Origin of the sequence: Schlesneria paludicola DSM 18645 (assembly GCF_000255655.1) — a bacterium.
GTDB lineage: Bacteria > Planctomycetota > Planctomycetia > Planctomycetales > Planctomycetaceae > Schlesneria > Schlesneria paludicola.
In genome coordinates this window covers 238,474-255,927 of record NZ_JH636436.1, presented here as the reverse complement: position 1 = coordinate 255,927, position 17,454 = coordinate 238,474, and the positions used below count along the sequence as shown (strand labels likewise).

Below are 17,454 nucleotides of genomic sequence, written 5' to 3'. Positions count from 1 at the left end.
TTGTGGATTTGGATTCTTGCAGCATGTCACAGCATGATATCGGTCTTGTCGGCTTGGCCGTCATGGGTCAAAACCTGGTCCTGAACATGGCCAACAACGGATTCTCGGTCGCGGTGTATAACCGCACGACCTCCACCACGGATGAATTCGTTGGCGGCCTGAAAGACGAACCGGCCGATAAGGTTCACGCGGGAACCGTTGACCGCATCAAGGGTTATCACACGCTCGAATCGTTCGTCAGCAGCCTGAAAGCTCCGCGACGAATCATGATCATGGTGAAGGCCGGTGCCCCCGTTGACGGTGTGATCGATCAACTGAGGCCCCTGTTGTCGCCCGGCGATATCATCATCGACGGCGGGAACTCGGACTTCCGCGACACGAATCGGCGTGACACCGAACTGCGTTCCGCGGGACTGCGGTTCATCGGAACCGGTGTTTCCGGTGGAGAAGAAGGGGCGCTCAAAGGCCCCAGCATTATGCCGGGTGGACACCACGACGCCTGGCCGTTCGTGAAAGAGATCTTCCAGAAAATCTCCGCGAAGGTCGGCCCCAACAACGACATCCCCTGCTGCGACTGGGTCGGCGACGCGGGAGCCGGACACTACGTCAAGATGGTCCACAACGGGATCGAATATGGCGATATGCAGTTGATCTGCGAAGCCTACTTCATCCTGAAAAACGCACTGGGACTCTCCAACGAAGAATTGTACCAGGTCTTCAAGAGCTGGAATGAAGGCGAACTCGAAAGCTATCTGATCGAGATCACCCGCGACATCTTCACCGTCAAGGACAAAGAATCGGGTGAATACCTCGTCGACAAGATCCTGGATACCGCTCAGCAAAAGGGCACCGGGAAGTGGATGAGTCAGCACGCGCTGGATCTGGGTGTCCCCACGACGCTGATCACCGAAGCGGTCTATGCCCGCTGTCTGTCGGCTCAGAAAGACGCCCGCGTTCGCGCCAGCAAGATCCTGAAAGGCCCCGAAGACGCTAAGTTCACCGGCGACAAGAAGCAATTCATCGAAGACGTACGTCAGGCTCTGTACGCATCAAAGCTGTGTAGCTATGCCCAAGGCTATGTACAGCTCGACGCGGCAGCGAAAGAATTTGGCTGGAAACTGAACAACGGCAACATCGCCCTGCTGTGGCGTGGTGGTTGCATCATCCGTTCGCGGTTCCTGGGTGACATCAAGGCCGCCTTCGACAAGACGCCCGGTCTGGAAAACCTGCTGCTCGACGAGTTCTTTAGCTCGGCTGTGCAAAAGGCACAACCAAGTTGGCGACGAGTGCTTTCGACCTCGGTCCAGCTTGGGCTGCCTGTTCCGGTCTTCAGCGCCGCACTCAGCTACTACGATGGATACCGCCAGGGGCGGTTGCCCGCCAACCTGCTGCAAGCCCAACGCGACTACTTCGGGGCTCATACCTACGAACGAACTGACAAGCCGCGTGGCCAGATGTTCCACACGGAGTGGATTCAAGATCGCAAACTAACGTGAGCGATCAACAATCAACGGACGTCATTCGACGCGTGACGGTTTGAAATGCATCGGGCACGGTCCAGGTGCACTTCCAAACCCGTCACGTCAAGAATCCTGGCAATCTCCTTCCACAGATCGAACTTTTCAGTGCTTGATGGCCGGACCAAAACCACCCCGCCCAAGCCTCAGGCACTCAACAGCTCGCGGGCGAGAGCGGAAGTGGATTAGTTCGACCTGCACACCCCCGCGAATCGAGACATCGCGAATCCTTGATTCGCGGTCTCACCAGATGTTCCTCAGTCATCGCGCTGTGAATTCGAGGTCTGCTGGATGCGATGTGACTTCATTGGACCTGAATCGGAATTGTGGAGTCGGTTTTTGACCGACTCACCACATGACTTTTATCATTTGCCGAACTATGTCGCGCTCAGTGCCCGTGATCGGTTGAGTGCCCCGAGCGCCGACGGACAACCGCTGGCATTTCATGCGGAAGATGACGCGGGACACCGCTTCCTACTGACGCTGATCATCCGCCCCCTGCCCGATTCAATCGAATCCTCGCGTCCCTTGTTCGACGCAGTCACACCGTATGGATACGCCTCGCCCCTGGTGATCAATCAGGATGACTCGCCCGTCGAACCGTTTCTCGACCAGGCACTCGAGGCCATGCGTCTGGGACTGCGCGAACGAGGCATCGTCACGGTGTTCGCGCGCTCGCATCCGACGATTCCTTTTCCGCATGCGCCGCTACAAAAGGCGGGGTATCTCGTGCATCACGGTCAGACCATCTGCATGGACCTGACGCTGCCTACGGAAGAACTCTGGCACCAGACACGAGCGGGTCATCGAAGCGAAATCAATCGGTCGCGCAAGAAAGGACTTACCGGCGAAATGCAGCCGGATTGGAAAGAGATGGAAGAGTTCTACCGCGCGTACACGGAAACCATGAAACGGGTCGGCGCCGGCGAACACTACTACTTTCCGCGCGCCTATTTCGACGAACTGAAACAGGCGGTCGGCGACGTCCTGCAGCTTTATGTGTGCTACATCGAGGGCAAAGTTGCCTGCGCCGCGTTGTTTTCCGAAGTCTGCGGAATCGTCCAGTATCACCTGAGCGGAACGACGGAAGAATTTCATCGTCAGTACCCCAACAAGGCGATGCTCGATTCTGTCCGCACCTGGGCGAAAGAACGCGGCAACACGGTGATGCATCTGGGTGGTGGCTACGGTGGCTCGGAAGACTCGCTCTTTCAGTTCAAAGCCGGTTTCTCACACGTTCGAGCCCCGTTCTACACCTGGCGAATGATCGCCGATCAAGAACTCTACACTCAATTGTGCCAGCAATGGGAAGCGAAAACAGGCAAGACCGCCAGCACTCCCGAGGCCTTCTTTCCGGCGTATCGGGCACCCTGACAGCCCGTTGAAGTCACGAGTTGCTAACCAGCCGCGGGGTCAAAGCGTCTTCAACTTCGTCGCCATGAATTCGACCGCACGCGACGCCATCTGATTGGCGTAGTTCCAACCGAACCCACCGTGGGTCGATTCCAGATCGTATTCAAACGGCATTCCCGTTGAGGACAATTTGCTGACCAGCGTCACCACTCCGTCCATGCAATAAACGTCGGCGGGATCACACAAGAGCAACTGATGCTTGGGATAGTTGAGCGGATGGATGTGTAGCGTCGCCGTTCGCTGCCGAGCCGCTTCGCGGTCCGAAAAGATTTCGTCGAGCGACGTGCCATGCCCCCACCACGTTTCGAAATCGACTTTCGGGGATATCGCGACGACCACCGGAAACTGCCGCGCGTGGCGATAGGCCAACTGCAATGCCCCCTGCCCGCCCATCTCGACGCCGCAAACCGCGATGTGCGGCGGCTCGATCGACCAGGCCTCGCGACAATAATCCGGAACATGCTGTGCCAGAAATTCGAGCGGGCTGACTTCCTCGTCAAATGCCGGATAGATCGCGTCCGTCCACCAGCAATGCGGTCCATGCGGGCACAAAGCGATCAGGTGGTGCTGGTTCAGCGCCGCGGTGTACAACGCGTTGGCCTTCAACGTGGCATTGTCATAGCCATGCAGAAACAGCACGACACCCGCCGGTTTCGTCGGTGAGTCAGGCAGAAAGAGATCGGCAGGCTTCCCCGCCATCGTGATCGTGGACCAAGTCATGATTTTATCCCGCCGAGCGGCATGGCGTAAAAAACGGTCACCGTGCGTGAGGACCTCAAATCGGATTCGAACGGCCTGTGGAATTCCGCGAGCCACTGGCCACCGTGCCACGACACGCCGATCGCATCGAAAGGCGCCAAAGTGCCTGTTCCCCTGATTTCCCTAGCCAGCCCGCTCCGAGACTCGACTGCCCAACATCGCGACGCGTAGAGTAACGACTTGCGACTCGCACGTTGAGTCATCACTTCCCGTGAAGGATTTTTGGTCTGATGGACACGCTGTTGTCTGAATCTGTCATTGCCGAACGAGTGGCCGAACTGGGGCGAACCATTTCCGAGGTCTTTCGTGGCCGACCACTGACGGTGCTGGGCGTTTTGAACGGCAGTATCGTGCTCGTCGCCGACTTGATCCGCGCGATCGATACGCCACACCAGATCGGATTCCTGCGTGCCTCGAGCTATCGCGGAGAAACCACCGTCGCGGGCGATTTGACCATCGACACCAACTTGATGCCGCAGATCGAAGGCCGTGATGTGCTGCTGGTCGATGATATCTTCGACACGGGTCGAACATTGGTCCGACTTCTGAACGAACTGCGATCGAAGAACCCTGCAAGCATCCGAACGGCGGTCCTGCTATGGAAACAGGGCCGTAGCGAAGTCGAGATCACACCCGACTATCACGGGTTCCAGATCCCCGATGTGTTCGTCGTGGGATACGGCCTGGACTACAACGACGACTATCGACACCTGCCCGAAATCGCCGTCCTGAACGAAGGCGACTACTGAGCAATCATGACAGTGCAAGGACTACTGAGCGGCGGCGACAGCCGGTGAGAGGGTCACGGGCGAGAACTCTTTGACCAGTTCGCCCGTCTCGGCGTTGTACATCCGCACGACTCCATCCAGTCCTCCCGTGACGACCTGCTGTCCATCGGGCCGGAACGCCACGGCAAATACGCCGGCCGTCTGTCCCTTCAATTCGGCCTGCGGCTGCTCCGTATCCGTCTTGTAGATTCTGGCGGCACCGGATGTTGCGTTGCTGCTGCCCACAACGAACTTTGTGCCGTCGACATTGAACTGCAGACTGCAAACGCGGCCGGGCAACTTGGTGTAACTTCGTAGACGATTGAAGTCATCGCCGATCTGACGGGCCTGGGTCCGGAAGATTTTGTACAGCTTGGGTTCGCCATCGGCACCGCCAATCAAGACCTGCTCTTCCTTCGGATGACGCTGCACAGCCATGATTCCGCCCTTCAATGCTCCAGGCGTGATACTGGTGATGTTATCGATAAACTGTGATGTCTTCAGTTCCGTCAGCTTCATCGACATATCACGGCTGACACTGATGACGTGGTCATTCTTCAACGAGAACGTCGTCCCAAAGACAAGATCGGTATGAGCGTCCATCGACATAACCTGCTTGCCATCGGCGACCTGGATCGCGCGGACACGGTTGTCGAAGGTTCCATAGGCCAGCAACGTTCCCTCGTCGTTGAAACACAAGCCGTACAGCGTGTCGAAACCGATCGTGTCCGAACGAATCAATTCCTTCTTGGCCACATCCCAGATTTGAATCTCGCCAAACAGGGACGGTGCGCCACCGGCAACAGCCAGCTTGGTTCCATCGGGCGAGAATCGAATCGACGTGATCGTGGGCGAACGTCCGACAAGGCGGGCCGCCAATCCGCTGCCATCCGCGTGATGCAGTAGAACTTCGTGATATCCCGAAATCGCCAGCAATTGGCTGTCAGGCGAATAGCTCAGTGCTGTGATCACCGGCGCCGACGTATAGACGGGTGGCTTCTCGGCCGAGATGTCATCTTTGGCCGTCGCGGGGGTGTCGTCGGTTGCCCCCTGAGCAATCCAGGTGCGAATCGTTGCGACCTGCTTTTCCGAAAGGGGGTCGCTGTTCAGCGGCATCTCGGGCTTCTCACCCGAAATCTGCTTGACGATCAGACTTTCATCCGGCTTGCCGGAAATGAATGACGGTCCGCCATCCCCTCCCTTCTGAAAGAGCTCATACGAGATCAGTTGCAGGTTCCCGCCCAGTTTGGCCGGTTGATGGCAGCCCGAGCAATGTCGTTGCAGGATCGGGCGCACCTGACGATAGAAGCTGACCGGCTTGGCCGGCGGAGCCGCGTCTTCTGCAAAACCGACCGAGATCGCGCTAAGGCAACAGACTGTCAGACCGAGCAGAAGACGTGCGATCGATTTCATCAAATCGGTTCCAGATTCAGGCGGGACGTCACGAGCAGGCGATCAAAGCCGTTCAACCAGAATAGCCTTGCTGGACAATGAGAGTAAAGCGGCTGTTCAAACAGATCTGGTCACGCGACGGACAACCTGACAGATTCGCAAACTGGCGGGCGTCCTAAATCCTCGCGCACGACACCTTTCCCGTGATTTGTCTCACCCGGTATACTTCGGTGATATGGTTGAAACCCGAGTCTCCTTGATCCAGCGCGTCCGCAACAAATCCGACGAAGTTGCCTGGACCGAGTTTTTCACCATCTATCATCCGCTGCTGATGGCGTACTTCCGAAAACAAGGGGTCCTTGAGCATGATGCGGCCGATCTGGTTCAAGATCTGTTCACCAGACTGGTCCCCGCGATGAGCCGCTTCGAATTCGATTCCGGCCGCGGACGATTTCGGACCTGGCTGTGGCGCGTGACGCAGAACGCCCTGACCGACTGGTCGCGCCGGCAGGTCGTCCGCAATCGCGCCGAGCAGGGATGGGCCGATCAACACGAACCCACGGACGCCGACGGGGCATCCCGCGAATGGGACGAGATGTACCGCCGCCGCATCCTGGAAGTGGGCATCGAACAGGTCCGCCAGACCACTCAACCCGCAACATGGGCCTGCTTTGAAGGCAAAATCTTGAAGGGACGCCCCGCCAGCGAAGTCGCTGCCGAACTGGGAGTTTCCACGAATGTCGTCTACGTCAATGCCTCGCGCGTCCTAGCACGACTGCGGGACGAACTCGCCACCTTCGAGGAATCGCTCGCCCCCTCATGAAGACCGATTGCCCTACCGACGACGAACTCCTGCCGCTCGCCGCGGGCGAACCGGCCGACGACGGGTTGCGCGCCCATGTCGACCAGTGCCCAATCTGCCTCGCACGCGTCGATCAACTGCGCCGCGAAATGACCGAACTCCAATCGCTCGCAGTCTCGATGGGATCGACTTCCAAATTGCGGCCCGCCGCAGGCCCTTCCGTTGAGCCCCTTCCGAATTCGACCAAAATTGGCCGCTACGTCGTGATTGGAAATCTCGGTTCTGGAGGCCAGGCAGACGTGTATCGGGTGATCGACCCCAACCTGGAGCGCCAGTTGGTCTTGAAGCTGTCCCGGCAACATGCCGATGGTCCTGCCGAAAACGGGGACGCCGTTTCCGCCGAAGGCCGGCTGCTGGCGGAACTCGACCACCCGGGGCTGATCCGCGTGTTCGACGTGGGCATTTTTCAGAAACGCCCTTATCTGGTCCTCGAACATGTTCCCGGCCGGAATCTGGAGCAACTCTTTTCGACGGAACGCCCCGCGTTCCGTGATGCCGCACGGATCACAGCCGAGATGGCTCGCGTCCTGGCCTATGCCCACCGTCGAGGAGTCGTGCATGGTGATGTCACACCAAAGAACATTCTGATCGACGCGCATGGCCGAGCCAGACTGATCGATTTCGGATTGTCTCGAATGGAAGACGCCTGGGGCGAAAATGCCAGACTGACCGGTGGCACACCTGAGTACCTTCCCCCAGAAATGGCGCTCGCTAATGGTCGTTTGGGCCGCGCTGTTCCCGCCAGCGACGTTTTCGGTCTGGGTGCCACACTGTTCTGGATGTTAACCGGCCGCGCCCCGTTTGCCGGCACAACCGTCAACGAATCACTGGCACATGCACGTCGAGGTGAAGTCGATTTCACTCCACTCCGCACGGCGAATGTGCCGCGCCGGCTGAGGGACATCTGTCGAAAGTGCCTCGCCGCAGACCCCGCGGCGCGCCCCGCACCGGATGCCGTCGCGGCAGAGATCGAGCGTTTTCGGGCTCGCGGTCGCGTCTGGGTGGTCGTGACGGCGGCAACCCTGCTACTCGCCAGTGCGATCGCGACCGCCTGGTGGCTGACAAACGATCGGAAGTCGGATTCACTCGAAAGTGTGAACTTCGTCCATTCTCGCCCCGTCATCAATGTGCTTCACCGCGATGGCGTTCGCATGCTTTCCAACGCGCTGCCTTTGCGAACCGGCGATCGCATTTTCGTGTATTGTCACATTTCCCAAGGCGAAGAAGCCGTGATGCTGTGGTTCAACCCCGCTGGCCAACTCAAGATCATCCGGCCTGTACGCGATGTCGCCGAAAACGTGGACCGCCTGGTCGTCCCCGCCCCACATCGCTCGCTCACACTCGAGCCACCCGAAGGAACCGAGATGCTGTTCTTCTGTTGCGGTGACGATTTCAGCGAACAAGAACTGCGGGCCTGCTTCCCCGAAAAACCGACCTCAACGAACCTGCCCCCCCATAATTGGCTCACCGTGCAGCGTTCAGAAGTCAAGATCGAAGGACCGCTCGCAACCGACATCCCCGATGACATTCTGGCGGTTGAAGAATCGTTGAAAGAAATCAATCGCCAGTTGAAACAACATTTCAAGAGCGTCACCGGCATCGTGTTTCCTCACCACACCTCAGCCACCCATGACGCACCAACAATCTCCCCAAACAATTAAGCGGAAACGCATTACGACAAACAATCGAATCCACCGCACCACCGAATCGGATTCAATGCGAGTTTTGAACCCCTAAAGTCTCGATATTTTGAGCAATTTCTGTAAGAGCGGTCGGACACCTCCGTATCTGTAGTTGAAGCCGTCAATTGGGACGGCCAAAACTTGCAGGAATCGATCATGTCGACCAATTTGAATTCGAAGTCAGGTGTGATCTGGGGTCAGATCACACCCACCACGCGGCCGTCAGAATCTCACTCAAACGAACAATCGCCGCTGCGATCGCTTCAAGAGAACTTCGTGTCATTCGCCTCGCTCACAATCCTGGTCGGAATCATTTGCTATCTCATCCTGCGCTGACAGCCGGTTGAAACAACGGGGACTGACCTCGCCGAGCTTCAAATCACCCTGACCTCGTGAAGTTCGAGGTGTCAGCTCTTTGATTTCAATCGGCCGCGAAGCGGCTTGCATTCACACTGCGCGATCACCCTGTCGCAACATGATCGCGCGGTCCCGATCGATTCCGGTCGGTCATGTTCGGCTCGAGGAACGAAAAACCCACACGGGAAATTTGTGCTCGCCGAGTCACATCAGACGGACAGATTTGTCGGCCGTCGCTCAGCGCGATACGCTTCCAATGACATCTCTGTCATTTCGTCTCACCTCTTGCGCCGGAACACCGGCTCGGTCGGTTCTTCTCTTATTCGAAACGAAGAGGCCCCTCTCATGGATCGCGATGCAGCGGGTACAACACGCCATGCGTTTACCTTGATTGAATTGCTGGTCGTCATCGCAATCATCGCCATGCTGGCTGCGCTTTTGCTGCCAGCCGTGCAGATGGCCCGCGAAGCCGCACGGCGCACCCAGTGCATCAACAACCTGAAACAGATCACGCTGGCGATGCATAACTATGAAAGTGCGTTTCGCGTATTCCCCACGGGCTGGGTCGATCAGTTTCGCTTTGGCTGGACGACCGTCCCCTTCACGGATCCACCCTCCTTCAATACGGTGATTCGCGGCATTCACGGGACGACGACATTTCCAGACTGGGTCCTGCCGCAGGATTGGGGATGGCATGCATTGATCCTGCCGCAAATGGATGCCGGTACCATCGTGATTGACTACACCAAGAAAAAAATGAGCGAAGGGAACGGCTTTTCAAATCAAAGCATCGTTCAATCGAACATCGCAAGTTATGTTTGTCCCAGCATGGCAAACCTTCCTACCGCAAGGCCATGGAACTGGGGGTACACGACGTATCGCGGATCAATGGGTGCGTATGACGCAAATGGAAGCGGTCCCGCAAATGCTCCCACCTCACCCAACGGAATGCTTTATCGTTACAGTGCAGTCAAGATGGTCGATGTGACCGACGGGTCGTCGAATACGATCTTTATTGGGGACTCACTGTTCGGATTTTGGGCCGATGCGTTTAGCTGCTGCGTCCGGGTGTGGGACGATCGTGACCATCCCGATTTGTGGGACACATATTGGCCATTCGCCGTCGGAAGCGGTTGGGACACATCACCCGATTCCAACCCCGATCAAACCTCGGGCACAACCATCGCGACGCTCCGCTTTTTCAGCTTTGGCAGTTACCACGGTACGCTCTGCAACTTCTCATTGGTTGACGGTTCGACCAAATCGATCTCGAAACAGATCACTCCTCACGTCTTCAAGGCGATCGCCACTCGCAACGGAGCACTCAAATCAATCGACCCGGGCCTCGAAAATGTCGACGGCTGGTGACCGAATGTCACATGGCGAGGTAAGATGCTGGCACGTTTTGCGTAGACTCACCTCAAAGATCGACTCGACTTGAAAGAGCTTCCAATGGCCAATCACGCGCCACGTTTCTTGCAACTGGTGGACGCTGTGCGCGTCAATATTCGCGAGTGTTCCGTTCAAGACGTCCAGCGGCGCATTGCAGCGGGTGAGTCATTCCTGCTGTACGACGTTCGCGAAGAAAGTGAATTCGCCGCTGGTCATCTGCCGGGTGCCAAGTCGCTGGGCAAGGGGATCATCGAACGCGATATCGAATCGCTCGTTCCTGATATCGACCGCGAAATCGTCCTCTACTGCGGCGGCGGATTCCGCTCGGCTCTGGCGGCTGACAACCTCCAAAAAATGGGTTACTCCAACGTCATCAGCGTCGACGGTGGTTTCCGTGGTTGGAAAGAGGCCGGCTATCCGATCGAAAAATGATCGGCCGTTTGAATCGGAGCCCGCCGGGGTTGAGATGATCCCCGGCGGGGCCGACGAACAGAGGTGCTTCCGCTTTGATTTGAATCCAGATCAGAACTCGCCAACGACTTCGCCACCCGCTCGGGTAATGAGTGCTGCCCAACTTTTGGCATCGATATTTTCCGACACGAAGATCACAGCTCCGCTCGCCAGTACGGCGTGAATTCCGCCCACATGAAAGCTGTATCCTTCGCTGTCGTTGCACCCATTGATCGGCCGCAACGGTGTTCCCGCGCGCTTTGTGCCATCGGCACTACAGCCTTGCACGCCCGATACGCGGCCGGGATCAGCCCAGCCGGTGCCACCCGCATACGCATAACTACTGCCAACCACCGGGAAATCGGCACCGTTATTGGACGCCGTCAACTGTCCTGATCCCGTCGCAAACTTGCTTTTGCTCGGCCCGTACGCCGAGGGATTTCCGGCCGATTCGATCACCGTCACCGTGTTCGACGAACCGTCCACGATCTTGGCATAGGTCACTTGTGCGTTCGAGGGATCGTCCTTCGCCTTGGCGAGCACACCCTGACGAATCAGAACCTGATTCTTGTCCGCAAACGGGTTGTAGTTCGCATTCCCGACGGTGCCCGAGTAACCCAGCGCCGCGTAGTATTTGTTGCTGAGCGATCCTGTTGCGGTGTAATCGCCTGCGGCGGGTTTAGGAGTATTCGTCGAATTCAAATCGGTGCGATTCTCTTCAGGAGTCGACGGGCAGACATAGAACGGCAACTTCGTCCCCACAATCGCCGCGTTCACCGGATCGTTCCAATAGAGATTATTGTTGTAGCCGTTGAACATGTTGGCCTGATCGATGTAAGGCAGAACCATCGTCGTCCAACTGTGCCAGTCGTTGCCTGCAGCATCCTGAATTCGGGCCAAAGGAAACACCGTATAGGTGCTTTCGTAGTTCGCGATCGCCAGTCCGATCTGCTTCAGGTTATTCTTGCACTGCGTGCGGCGCGCCGCTTCGCGAGCCTGCTGCACGGCGGGCAACAGTAGGGCAATCAGGACCGCAATGATCGCGATCACAACGAGCAACTCGATCAGAGTAAAACCACGACGATGTCTCGTGCTACGGGTCATACGACCATTCCTTTTTGGTGAACAGAAAACGGCTTACCGAGCACCAACCCGGACGGCGCCCGAGTTCTTCAGTGACTTCAATTCAATGACATCCAGTTCGTTTCGCCCTTTGGAGATCGAAACCACCAGACCCGACTTCGCAGGGTTCTGGTACTGCGGCGGCAACAGTTCGGGATACTCGTCGCGAACCGGCTTGGCCTGACGATTCTCACAACTGACCGTCACAAGGAAGTCTCCCACGGGCAGACCGTCACCGGGCAGATATGTGGACGCGACAAACGAACCATCGTCTTTCGTCAGGGCACCCGGAACGGGAATCGGTTTGCCATCGGGACCATTGATTGCGGCTTCTGAATGAAACATCAACGTGGCCCCCGCCAGAGGCTCGCCATCCAGATAAACCAGCCCCCGGGCCAGATAGACGGGTACCTGCTTCGCCGTCTGTTGTGTGCAGCCCGCAGACAGACCACACCCCAGCAGGATCATGATGACGGCGAACCAGCGATCAAAGCACATTGCAGTGACCGGCATGACACTCTCCTCAATGCCCCATGAAACACTTCTCGCGGAGCAACCGCGCTGTCACCAACTCCAGGGGCAACGTGGCGGAACAGTACCGTTGAAATGTGGAGATCCGGTGCACGGACGATGAAATAATCGTGAACATGCATCGCGACATCTTGAGAAAGATGCGCGGCAATCAATCATGCGTTCTTCCTCTGCCGATCAATTCGCCGAGACGTGAAGAACGAAGGCATGACGCGCGAATCGAACCTGTTACTCGAATCGCGGGGCCAGCTTGTCGACGATCAGCTTGCCGATATTCAAAGAGGCGGTCGCGGCAGGTGACGGCGCGTTGCACACATTCACCACCAGGTCATTCTCGAGAATCAGAAAGTCATCGACCAGATTCCCGTCGCGTGTTAGCGCCTGGGCTCGCACTCCGGCCGGCGCAGGAACAAGATGTTCATCACGGACTTCCGGAACCAGCCGCTGCAGCGCGGCCACAAACGCCGCCTTGTTGAACGAGCGATACAATTCGTTCAGTCCCGCGTGCCAGTGGCGCCAGGCCATTCGCAGAAAGCCGGGATACGTCACCGATTCCAACGTATCGAACAGGTTGAAACTGGTTTTGTAATAGCCTTCACGGGCGAAGGCGAAGACGGCATTCGGACCGCATTCGACGCCACCATGGATCATTCGCGTGAAATGCACACCGAGAAACGGAAAGTCGGGATCGGGCACTGGATAGATCAACGCGCGACACAAATGATGGGCCGAAGGCTTCAGCTCAAAGTATTCACCACGAAACGGAATAATCTGAGCCTCGGGACGTGTCCCCGAGAGCCAGGCGAGACGGTCGCTATGCAGGCCCCCACAGTTTACGACCAGCCGGGCTTCCAGCTCCCCCGCGGTATTCTGGACAACCATGCGCTGATCGTGACGGAACATGCCTGTCACCTTCGCGCTGGTCTTGAGCTCTCCCCCGGCTTCCTTAAAGCGTTCCGCCAAACGTTCCGTGACCTGACGGTAGTCGACAATTCCGGCATCCGGGACATGAATCGCCTGGACACCTACCACATGGGGTTCGATCTCTTTCAGTCGTTCGGGCCCGATTCGCTCACAGCGAATGTCGTTCGCCAGACCACGTTCGAAGATTCGTTCGAGCTGCGGGATCTCGTCGGATGTCACGGCGACGATGACTTTGCCACAGCGGTTGAACGGAATGTTTTCCTTCTGGCAAAACGCTTCCATCGCCAACTTGCCTTCACGGCAGTTGATCGCACGCAGAGACCCGGGCCGGTAGTAGATGCCCGAATGCAGCACACCGGAATTATGCCCGGTCTGATGCTGCGCGACTTCGCGTTCCTTTTCGAGGATCGTTACCTTGCGGCCCGGAAACCGCTCGAGCAACCGATAGGCGGTTGCGAGCCCGATGATTCCACCGCCAATAATCGCCACGTCTGTCTGCTGCATCTGCATTCCTGTTGCTCTGCGAATCCGTCTCAGCCCGACCACCCGGTCGACGCGTGGATGATGCAGTATAGACCACCGGAATTGCCTAAAGTAACTCTGGCGCGACCAGCAGACGATTTCTGACAGAGAAGAAGCAATCAGCCTCGTCTTCCCCTCGTTACCAAGCTCCCGCTTGGTAACGCTTCCTGAAGTGCTGCACTCCGCAGAAACCGGGATCACATGAGGCGTTACCAAGCGGAGCTTGGTAACGAGGGAACGAGAACGAGGGAGACGCGGCCGGGAATTCTCCCTCGTTACCAAGCTCCGCTTGGTAACGCTCCTACGCCTTCACTTCCAATCCGTGATCACATCAATCAGCCCCGGTTGCTTCGCATAATTTCGAGCACTCGTATACCGCCACTGTGTGGGATCATCCACATATCCGCGACGGTCAGGATTATTGTGAATATATTCCAGCTTCTGCCACATCATCTCGTCCGGCCTGATCTGCTGAGGATGACTCCCTTCCTCCCACACTTGATACTGGCTCTCGGTCTTGTGTTGCAATTTGGATGTTTCAAGCTGCGACAACAACGTTCGCTCGCCCTTGGATTTCAGCAGAGCGAGAATCTGGCGGGCGGTAAAGGACTTGAAACGCTGCATCACATTCGACAGATCGGGCGCCGACGCGATCAGGTGGAGATGGTTCTCGAGGATCACGTAGCCGAACAATTTCAGCCCTCGTTCACGCTGGGCGTACCGCCACGACTCATAGACGATGTCAACGGCCTCAACCCGCGTGAACACCGGCAGCCAGCTGACGATTGTGCAGGTCATGAAGTACGAATACTCGGTTTCAACGATCTGATAGCGCGAGCGAGTCATGGGAAGCATCCCAATGCGCGAGCATTTTTACTTCGTTAGCAAGCGGGAGCGACCCCTCGTCCGCCTCCCTCGTTGCCAAGCGGAGCTTGGCAACGAGGGAGAATTCCCGGACACCCTCAAGCGGGAGCTTGGCAACGAGGATTTTCCACCAAGGGAGAAGATACGGAACGCCTCACGCCTCAAATACCACCTGGGCCGGATTGATCGCCTGAAACTTCCCTTTATGCGCCGTGATCTCAAACGCCTTAGGAACCGATTCAATCCCGTGCAGCACATGCCGAATCGTCGGTTCTAATCGAACACGGCCCGACGCGACCGCCTGAACCGTATACTGCAGATGTTCCCGCGTGCTGATATCCGGGAACAGGTACCGCAGGCTGCGTTCGCGAAACAGATCGATCGGAAGTTCGACCGGTCCACCGAACCACGACACCCCGATAATCTTGCCGCCTGAACGGACCGAGTTGAGTGCATTCAGCAGCGTCTGATGTCCGGCGAGTCCCTGTTTCGGACTTCCCCCCGCGCATTCAAACACCACGTCCGCCCCGATCCCGCCAGTCAGTTCTCGAATCGTGGCCACGACGTCGCAGGTCTTGGCGTTGAGTGCATGATCGGCTCCCAACTCGCGCGACACGGCACAGGCCTCGTCACGCACGTCCACGGTGATCACTTGCCCGGCACCGCTGATCCGCGCAATCTGCAGGCATTCCAGCCCCATGCTGCCTTGACCGAAAATGACGACCGAATCGGCAATCTGAATCTGAGCCGTCTCGACCGCCGCCACGCTGTCACTGAGCGACTGCAGGCAGGCGGCAACGCTGTTGGAAATGCGGTCGTCGACTTTGACCAGCGATATCTCGGGCAATAGTGCCCGTTCACTAAAACAACCCGGCTGGTCAAACCCGATGACGGGTCCGCGTCGACAGAGCGTGCTGCGATCGGAATTGCATAACGAACAATTGCCACAGGGAAGCTTTGCCCGTGCCGCGACACGGTCGCCGATCTTGTAACCGGTCACTCCAGCACCAATCTCACAAATGCGGGCACAGAATTCGTGACCAAATAGTTGGATCGGAGCATCTTTTTCGAGTCGCTCTTTGACTCGATCATAGGCCAAGGTCGGAATGCCGAACGCCAACTGCGCCTCGGTCACGCTCGGCTGAACCACAAGGGGCTCAACCACCACATGCCCTGGCAGACAGACGGGCTCCGGAATGTCATCCAATCGCATATCGCCGAAACCATAGAATCGCCACGCTTTCATGGAGCTGTTCCTTCAAGTCGTTCGAGCTTCTGCAACGTGTGATAATCGCCTACGGCGGGACGCTTGTTTCCGCAGCAGGAACGGATCACTTCCGAGAGATACACATTTCCTTTTGAATCCAGCCAGATGTCGTGTGGTGAAAAGAAATCGCCCGGCTCGCACGGGCGCTGACCGCCGCCGAACCGCGCCAACAGGGTTCCCGTTGTGTCGAAGATGCTAAACCGGCCCCCCGTCGAGTCAACCGATGGTGCCGATGTCCCCGGCCACATCCCCGTCCGGTACCCGAGTTCCGCCACGTAGACGCGTCCGAGGTCATCGATCGCAACCTCGCAGGGCCGAGCCACATCTGCCCACTCGTTCAGGTATTCGCCCGTCGGCGAGAATCGCTGCAAGCGACTGTTCTCGCGGTCAGCAACAAAGATCACGCCGTTTCGATCGATGGCGATTCCATGCGGCACTTTGAATTGTCCCGGGCCAGACCCCGGTTCACCCCAGGATCGGCGCAGCGTCCCATCAGGCGAGAACTGATGCACACGTGCATTCCCGTACCCGTCCACAACATAAAGGTCACCGTCTGGTGCAACGGCCAGATTGGTTGGGAAGTTGAACGGCGGCCCGCTGCGCTGAATGGTACGATAGTCGATCGAACTGTTGCCGGTGTCGGACGGTCGGCCACGCACGCCCATCGTCATCAAGTGCCGGCCTTCCGCCGTAAACTTGTGGATGGCGTGCCCCAAGTCGTCGGTACAGTAAACCTCATCGCCCGGACCGATCCAGATGCCGTGCGGCCGATCAAACAGATCGGTGCCCCATGAGAATAGCGGCTGGCCATCGGGATCGAAGACCGCCACGGGATGATCGCCTCGATTGAATACGAACACGCGATCTTGTGAATCCGTGGCCACCGCAGTGACTTCATTCATGACCCAGTCGGAGGGCCACTTTGCCCAATCCGCGATGGCCCGAAAAGAAAAACCACCCGACGACATCACAACGGGGACGGACGATTCCATGACGCACTGACCTTCTACTGCGAACGCGCAATCTGCGGGTATACATCGACAATCGCATTTCTGGGATAGAAGCGAAGTATCTTGGATCGCCGCCGTCGGAAGATCAACAGAGTCGCCAATTGGTCGACCTGAATCGCATGCCATGCGCGCTCTCGCCGCCCCCAATCCAATCACCTTCAGTAGACAGTTCGAAGGCACGATCGCCCGTCGACAACGATGCGTGTGCCCACTCTCGTGCCGTCGATTGCGCGTCCTCGTCGGCATGGAACACTCGTTTCTGGTGTCAACAAATTGATCCTTCGGAAATCCGTCTGAGGTCGAGCGGCAATTCTCGACGTGCTCCACGGATCATCAACACGAATCATTTAACAGTATTATAAATGCAACAAAAAACGACTGACTAACCACACTTCGGCAGATTCCGCCGAAGCGTCATGAGGGCCAACACAAGCCAGGAAACCCTTGACGATCAGCGTATTTAATGGCGTTACGCCGAACGCGCAGTAGCTGAATTAATCGTTCGAATTCTCACTGGGATCAATCCGATAGCGACGGGCAGGCCCGAACTCCTTACGCGCTTTTTAAGGGGGGCGACAGGCTCTATGCGTTTCGACGAGGTGTCGCATCTATGCGACTGCTGT

General features: G+C 57.4%; 16 protein-coding genes. 8 read left to right on the top strand and 8 right to left on the bottom strand.

Features of this window, described 5'->3' with window-relative positions; all coding sequences use genetic code 11:
• The first annotated feature begins 23 nt into the window (after positions 1 to 23).
• Both gnd and OSO_RS46235 read left to right on the top strand, forming a co-directional pair.
• Complete coding sequence (gene gnd, locus OSO_RS0134130) at positions 24 to 1,496, top strand: decarboxylating NADP(+)-dependent phosphogluconate dehydrogenase (protein ID WP_010587342.1); 1,473 nt, start codon at positions 24 to 26, stop codon at positions 1,494 to 1,496.
• Positions 1,497 to 1,856: 360 nt separating this feature from the next.
• The gene (locus tag OSO_RS46235; protein WP_157605861.1) at positions 1,857 to 2,891 is read left to right on the top strand and encodes a GNAT family N-acetyltransferase; all 1,035 of its coding nucleotides are present in this window, start codon (positions 1,857 to 1,859) and stop codon (positions 2,889 to 2,891) included.
• Positions 2,892 to 2,930: 39 nt separating this feature from the next.
• On the opposite strand, the gene OSO_RS0134120 is transcribed toward OSO_RS46235, so the two are convergent.
• Positions 2,931 to 3,650: an alpha/beta hydrolase-fold protein gene (locus OSO_RS0134120; RefSeq protein WP_157605858.1), complete on the bottom strand. Its 720-nt coding sequence runs from the start codon at positions 3,648 to 3,650 to the stop codon at positions 2,931 to 2,933.
• Positions 3,651 to 3,919: 269 nt separating this feature from the next.
• Between OSO_RS0134120 and hpt the strand changes: the two genes are divergently transcribed.
• A complete protein-coding gene (gene hpt, locus OSO_RS0134115; protein ID WP_010587339.1) occupies positions 3,920 to 4,438 on the top strand; it encodes a hypoxanthine phosphoribosyltransferase in 519 nt (172 codons plus the stop codon).
• A gap of 21 nt (positions 4,439 to 4,459) precedes the next feature.
• Here hpt and OSO_RS0134110 read toward each other — a convergent pair whose 3' ends face one another.
• The gene (locus OSO_RS0134110; protein ID WP_010587338.1) at positions 4,460 to 5,869 is read right to left on the bottom strand and encodes a c-type cytochrome domain-containing protein; all 1,410 of its coding nucleotides are present in this window, start codon (positions 5,867 to 5,869) and stop codon (positions 4,460 to 4,462) included.
• 214 nt (positions 5,870 to 6,083) lie between these two features.
• On the opposite strand from OSO_RS0134110, the gene OSO_RS0134105 reads away from it, so the two are divergent.
• From OSO_RS0134105 to OSO_RS0134085, 5 genes are all read left to right on the top strand, one after another.
• Positions 6,084 to 6,671, top strand: a complete 588-nt coding sequence (locus tag OSO_RS0134105) for an RNA polymerase sigma factor (protein WP_010587337.1) — start codon at positions 6,084 to 6,086, stop codon at positions 6,669 to 6,671.
• Entirely contained in the window at positions 6,668 to 8,371 is a 1,704-nt protein-coding gene (locus tag OSO_RS0134100; RefSeq protein WP_010587336.1) for a serine/threonine-protein kinase, read from the top strand. Before OSO_RS0134105 ends, OSO_RS0134100 begins: the two co-directional genes overlap by 4 nt.
• A 177-nt stretch (positions 8,372 to 8,548) precedes the next feature.
• Positions 8,549 to 8,728, top strand: coding sequence for a hypothetical protein (locus OSO_RS0134095; protein WP_029247769.1), 180 nt, complete (start codon positions 8,549 to 8,551; stop codon positions 8,726 to 8,728).
• A 366-nt stretch (positions 8,729 to 9,094) separates the two neighbouring features.
• Complete coding sequence (locus OSO_RS48960) at positions 9,095 to 10,117, top strand: DUF1559 domain-containing protein (protein ID WP_157605855.1); 1,023 nt, start codon at positions 9,095 to 9,097, stop codon at positions 10,115 to 10,117.
• A gap of 84 nt (positions 10,118 to 10,201) precedes the next feature.
• A complete protein-coding gene (locus OSO_RS0134085; RefSeq protein ID WP_010587334.1) occupies positions 10,202 to 10,573 on the top strand; it encodes a rhodanese-like domain-containing protein in 372 nt (123 codons plus the stop codon).
• A 90-nt stretch (positions 10,574 to 10,663) separates the two neighbouring features.
• Here the strand turns inward: OSO_RS0134085 and OSO_RS0134080 are convergent, their stop codons facing one another.
• The 6 genes from OSO_RS0134080 to OSO_RS0134055 form a co-directional block, all read right to left on the bottom strand.
• The gene (locus OSO_RS0134080) at positions 10,664 to 11,695 is read right to left on the bottom strand and encodes a DUF1559 domain-containing protein (RefSeq protein ID WP_010587333.1); all 1,032 of its coding nucleotides are present in this window, start codon (positions 11,693 to 11,695) and stop codon (positions 10,664 to 10,666) included.
• 33 nt (positions 11,696 to 11,728) lie between these two features.
• The gene (locus OSO_RS0134075) at positions 11,729 to 12,226 is read right to left on the bottom strand and encodes a hypothetical protein (RefSeq protein ID WP_010587332.1); all 498 of its coding nucleotides are present in this window, start codon (positions 12,224 to 12,226) and stop codon (positions 11,729 to 11,731) included.
• A gap of 246 nt (positions 12,227 to 12,472) precedes the next feature.
• Complete coding sequence (gene lhgO, locus OSO_RS0134070) at positions 12,473 to 13,672, bottom strand: L-2-hydroxyglutarate dehydrogenase (protein WP_010587331.1); 1,200 nt, start codon at positions 13,670 to 13,672, stop codon at positions 12,473 to 12,475.
• Positions 13,673 to 13,999: 327 nt separating this feature from the next.
• Positions 14,000 to 14,536, bottom strand: coding sequence for an REP-associated tyrosine transposase (locus OSO_RS0134065; RefSeq protein WP_010587330.1), 537 nt, complete (start codon positions 14,534 to 14,536; stop codon positions 14,000 to 14,002).
• Positions 14,537 to 14,708: 172 nt separating this feature from the next.
• Entirely contained in the window at positions 14,709 to 15,800 is a 1,092-nt protein-coding gene (locus tag OSO_RS0134060) for a zinc-dependent alcohol dehydrogenase (RefSeq protein ID WP_010587329.1), read from the bottom strand.
• Positions 15,797 to 16,813, bottom strand: a complete 1,017-nt coding sequence (locus OSO_RS0134055; protein ID WP_010587328.1) for a peptidyl-alpha-hydroxyglycine alpha-amidating lyase family protein — start codon at positions 16,811 to 16,813, stop codon at positions 15,797 to 15,799. Before OSO_RS0134055 ends, OSO_RS0134060 begins: the two co-directional genes overlap by 4 nt.
• Between the last annotated feature and the right edge of the window lie 641 nt (positions 16,814 to 17,454).

Bases quoted from the DNA above. Each gene is read 5' to 3' on its own strand.
- OSO_RS48960 (WP_157605855.1), top strand. From the start codon at position 9,095: ATGGATCGCGATGCAGCGGGTACAACACGCCATGCGTTTACCTTGATT.
- OSO_RS0134120 (WP_157605858.1), bottom strand. From the start codon at position 3,650: ATGACTTGGTCCACGATCACGATGGCGGGGAAGCCTGCCGATCTCTTT.
- OSO_RS0134085 (WP_010587334.1), top strand. From the start codon at position 10,202: ATGGCCAATCACGCGCCACGTTTCTTGCAACTGGTGGACGCTGTGCGC.
- OSO_RS0134095 (WP_029247769.1), top strand. From the start codon at position 8,549: ATGTCGACCAATTTGAATTCGAAGTCAGGTGTGATCTGGGGTCAGATC.
- OSO_RS0134065 (WP_010587330.1), bottom strand. From the start codon at position 14,536: ATGACTCGCTCGCGCTATCAGATCGTTGAAACCGAGTATTCGTACTTC.
- OSO_RS0134075 (WP_010587332.1), bottom strand. From the start codon at position 12,226: ATGCCGGTCACTGCAATGTGCTTTGATCGCTGGTTCGCCGTCATCATG.
- gnd (WP_010587342.1), top strand. From the start codon at position 24: ATGTCACAGCATGATATCGGTCTTGTCGGCTTGGCCGTCATGGGTCAA.
- OSO_RS0134080 (WP_010587333.1), bottom strand. From the start codon at position 11,695: ATGACCCGTAGCACGAGACATCGTCGTGGTTTTACTCTGATCGAGTTG.
- lhgO (WP_010587331.1), bottom strand. From the start codon at position 13,672: ATGCAGCAGACAGACGTGGCGATTATTGGCGGTGGAATCATCGGGCTC.
- OSO_RS0134055 (WP_010587328.1), bottom strand. From the start codon at position 16,813: ATGGAATCGTCCGTCCCCGTTGTGATGTCGTCGGGTGGTTTTTCTTTT.
- OSO_RS0134110 (WP_010587338.1), bottom strand. From the start codon at position 5,869: ATGAAATCGATCGCACGTCTTCTGCTCGGTCTGACAGTCTGTTGCCTT.
- OSO_RS0134105 (WP_010587337.1), top strand. From the start codon at position 6,084: ATGGTTGAAACCCGAGTCTCCTTGATCCAGCGCGTCCGCAACAAATCC.
- hpt (WP_010587339.1), top strand. From the start codon at position 3,920: ATGGACACGCTGTTGTCTGAATCTGTCATTGCCGAACGAGTGGCCGAA.
- OSO_RS0134100 (WP_010587336.1), top strand. From the start codon at position 6,668: ATGAAGACCGATTGCCCTACCGACGACGAACTCCTGCCGCTCGCCGCG.
- OSO_RS0134060 (WP_010587329.1), bottom strand. From the start codon at position 15,800: ATGAAAGCGTGGCGATTCTATGGTTTCGGCGATATGCGATTGGATGAC.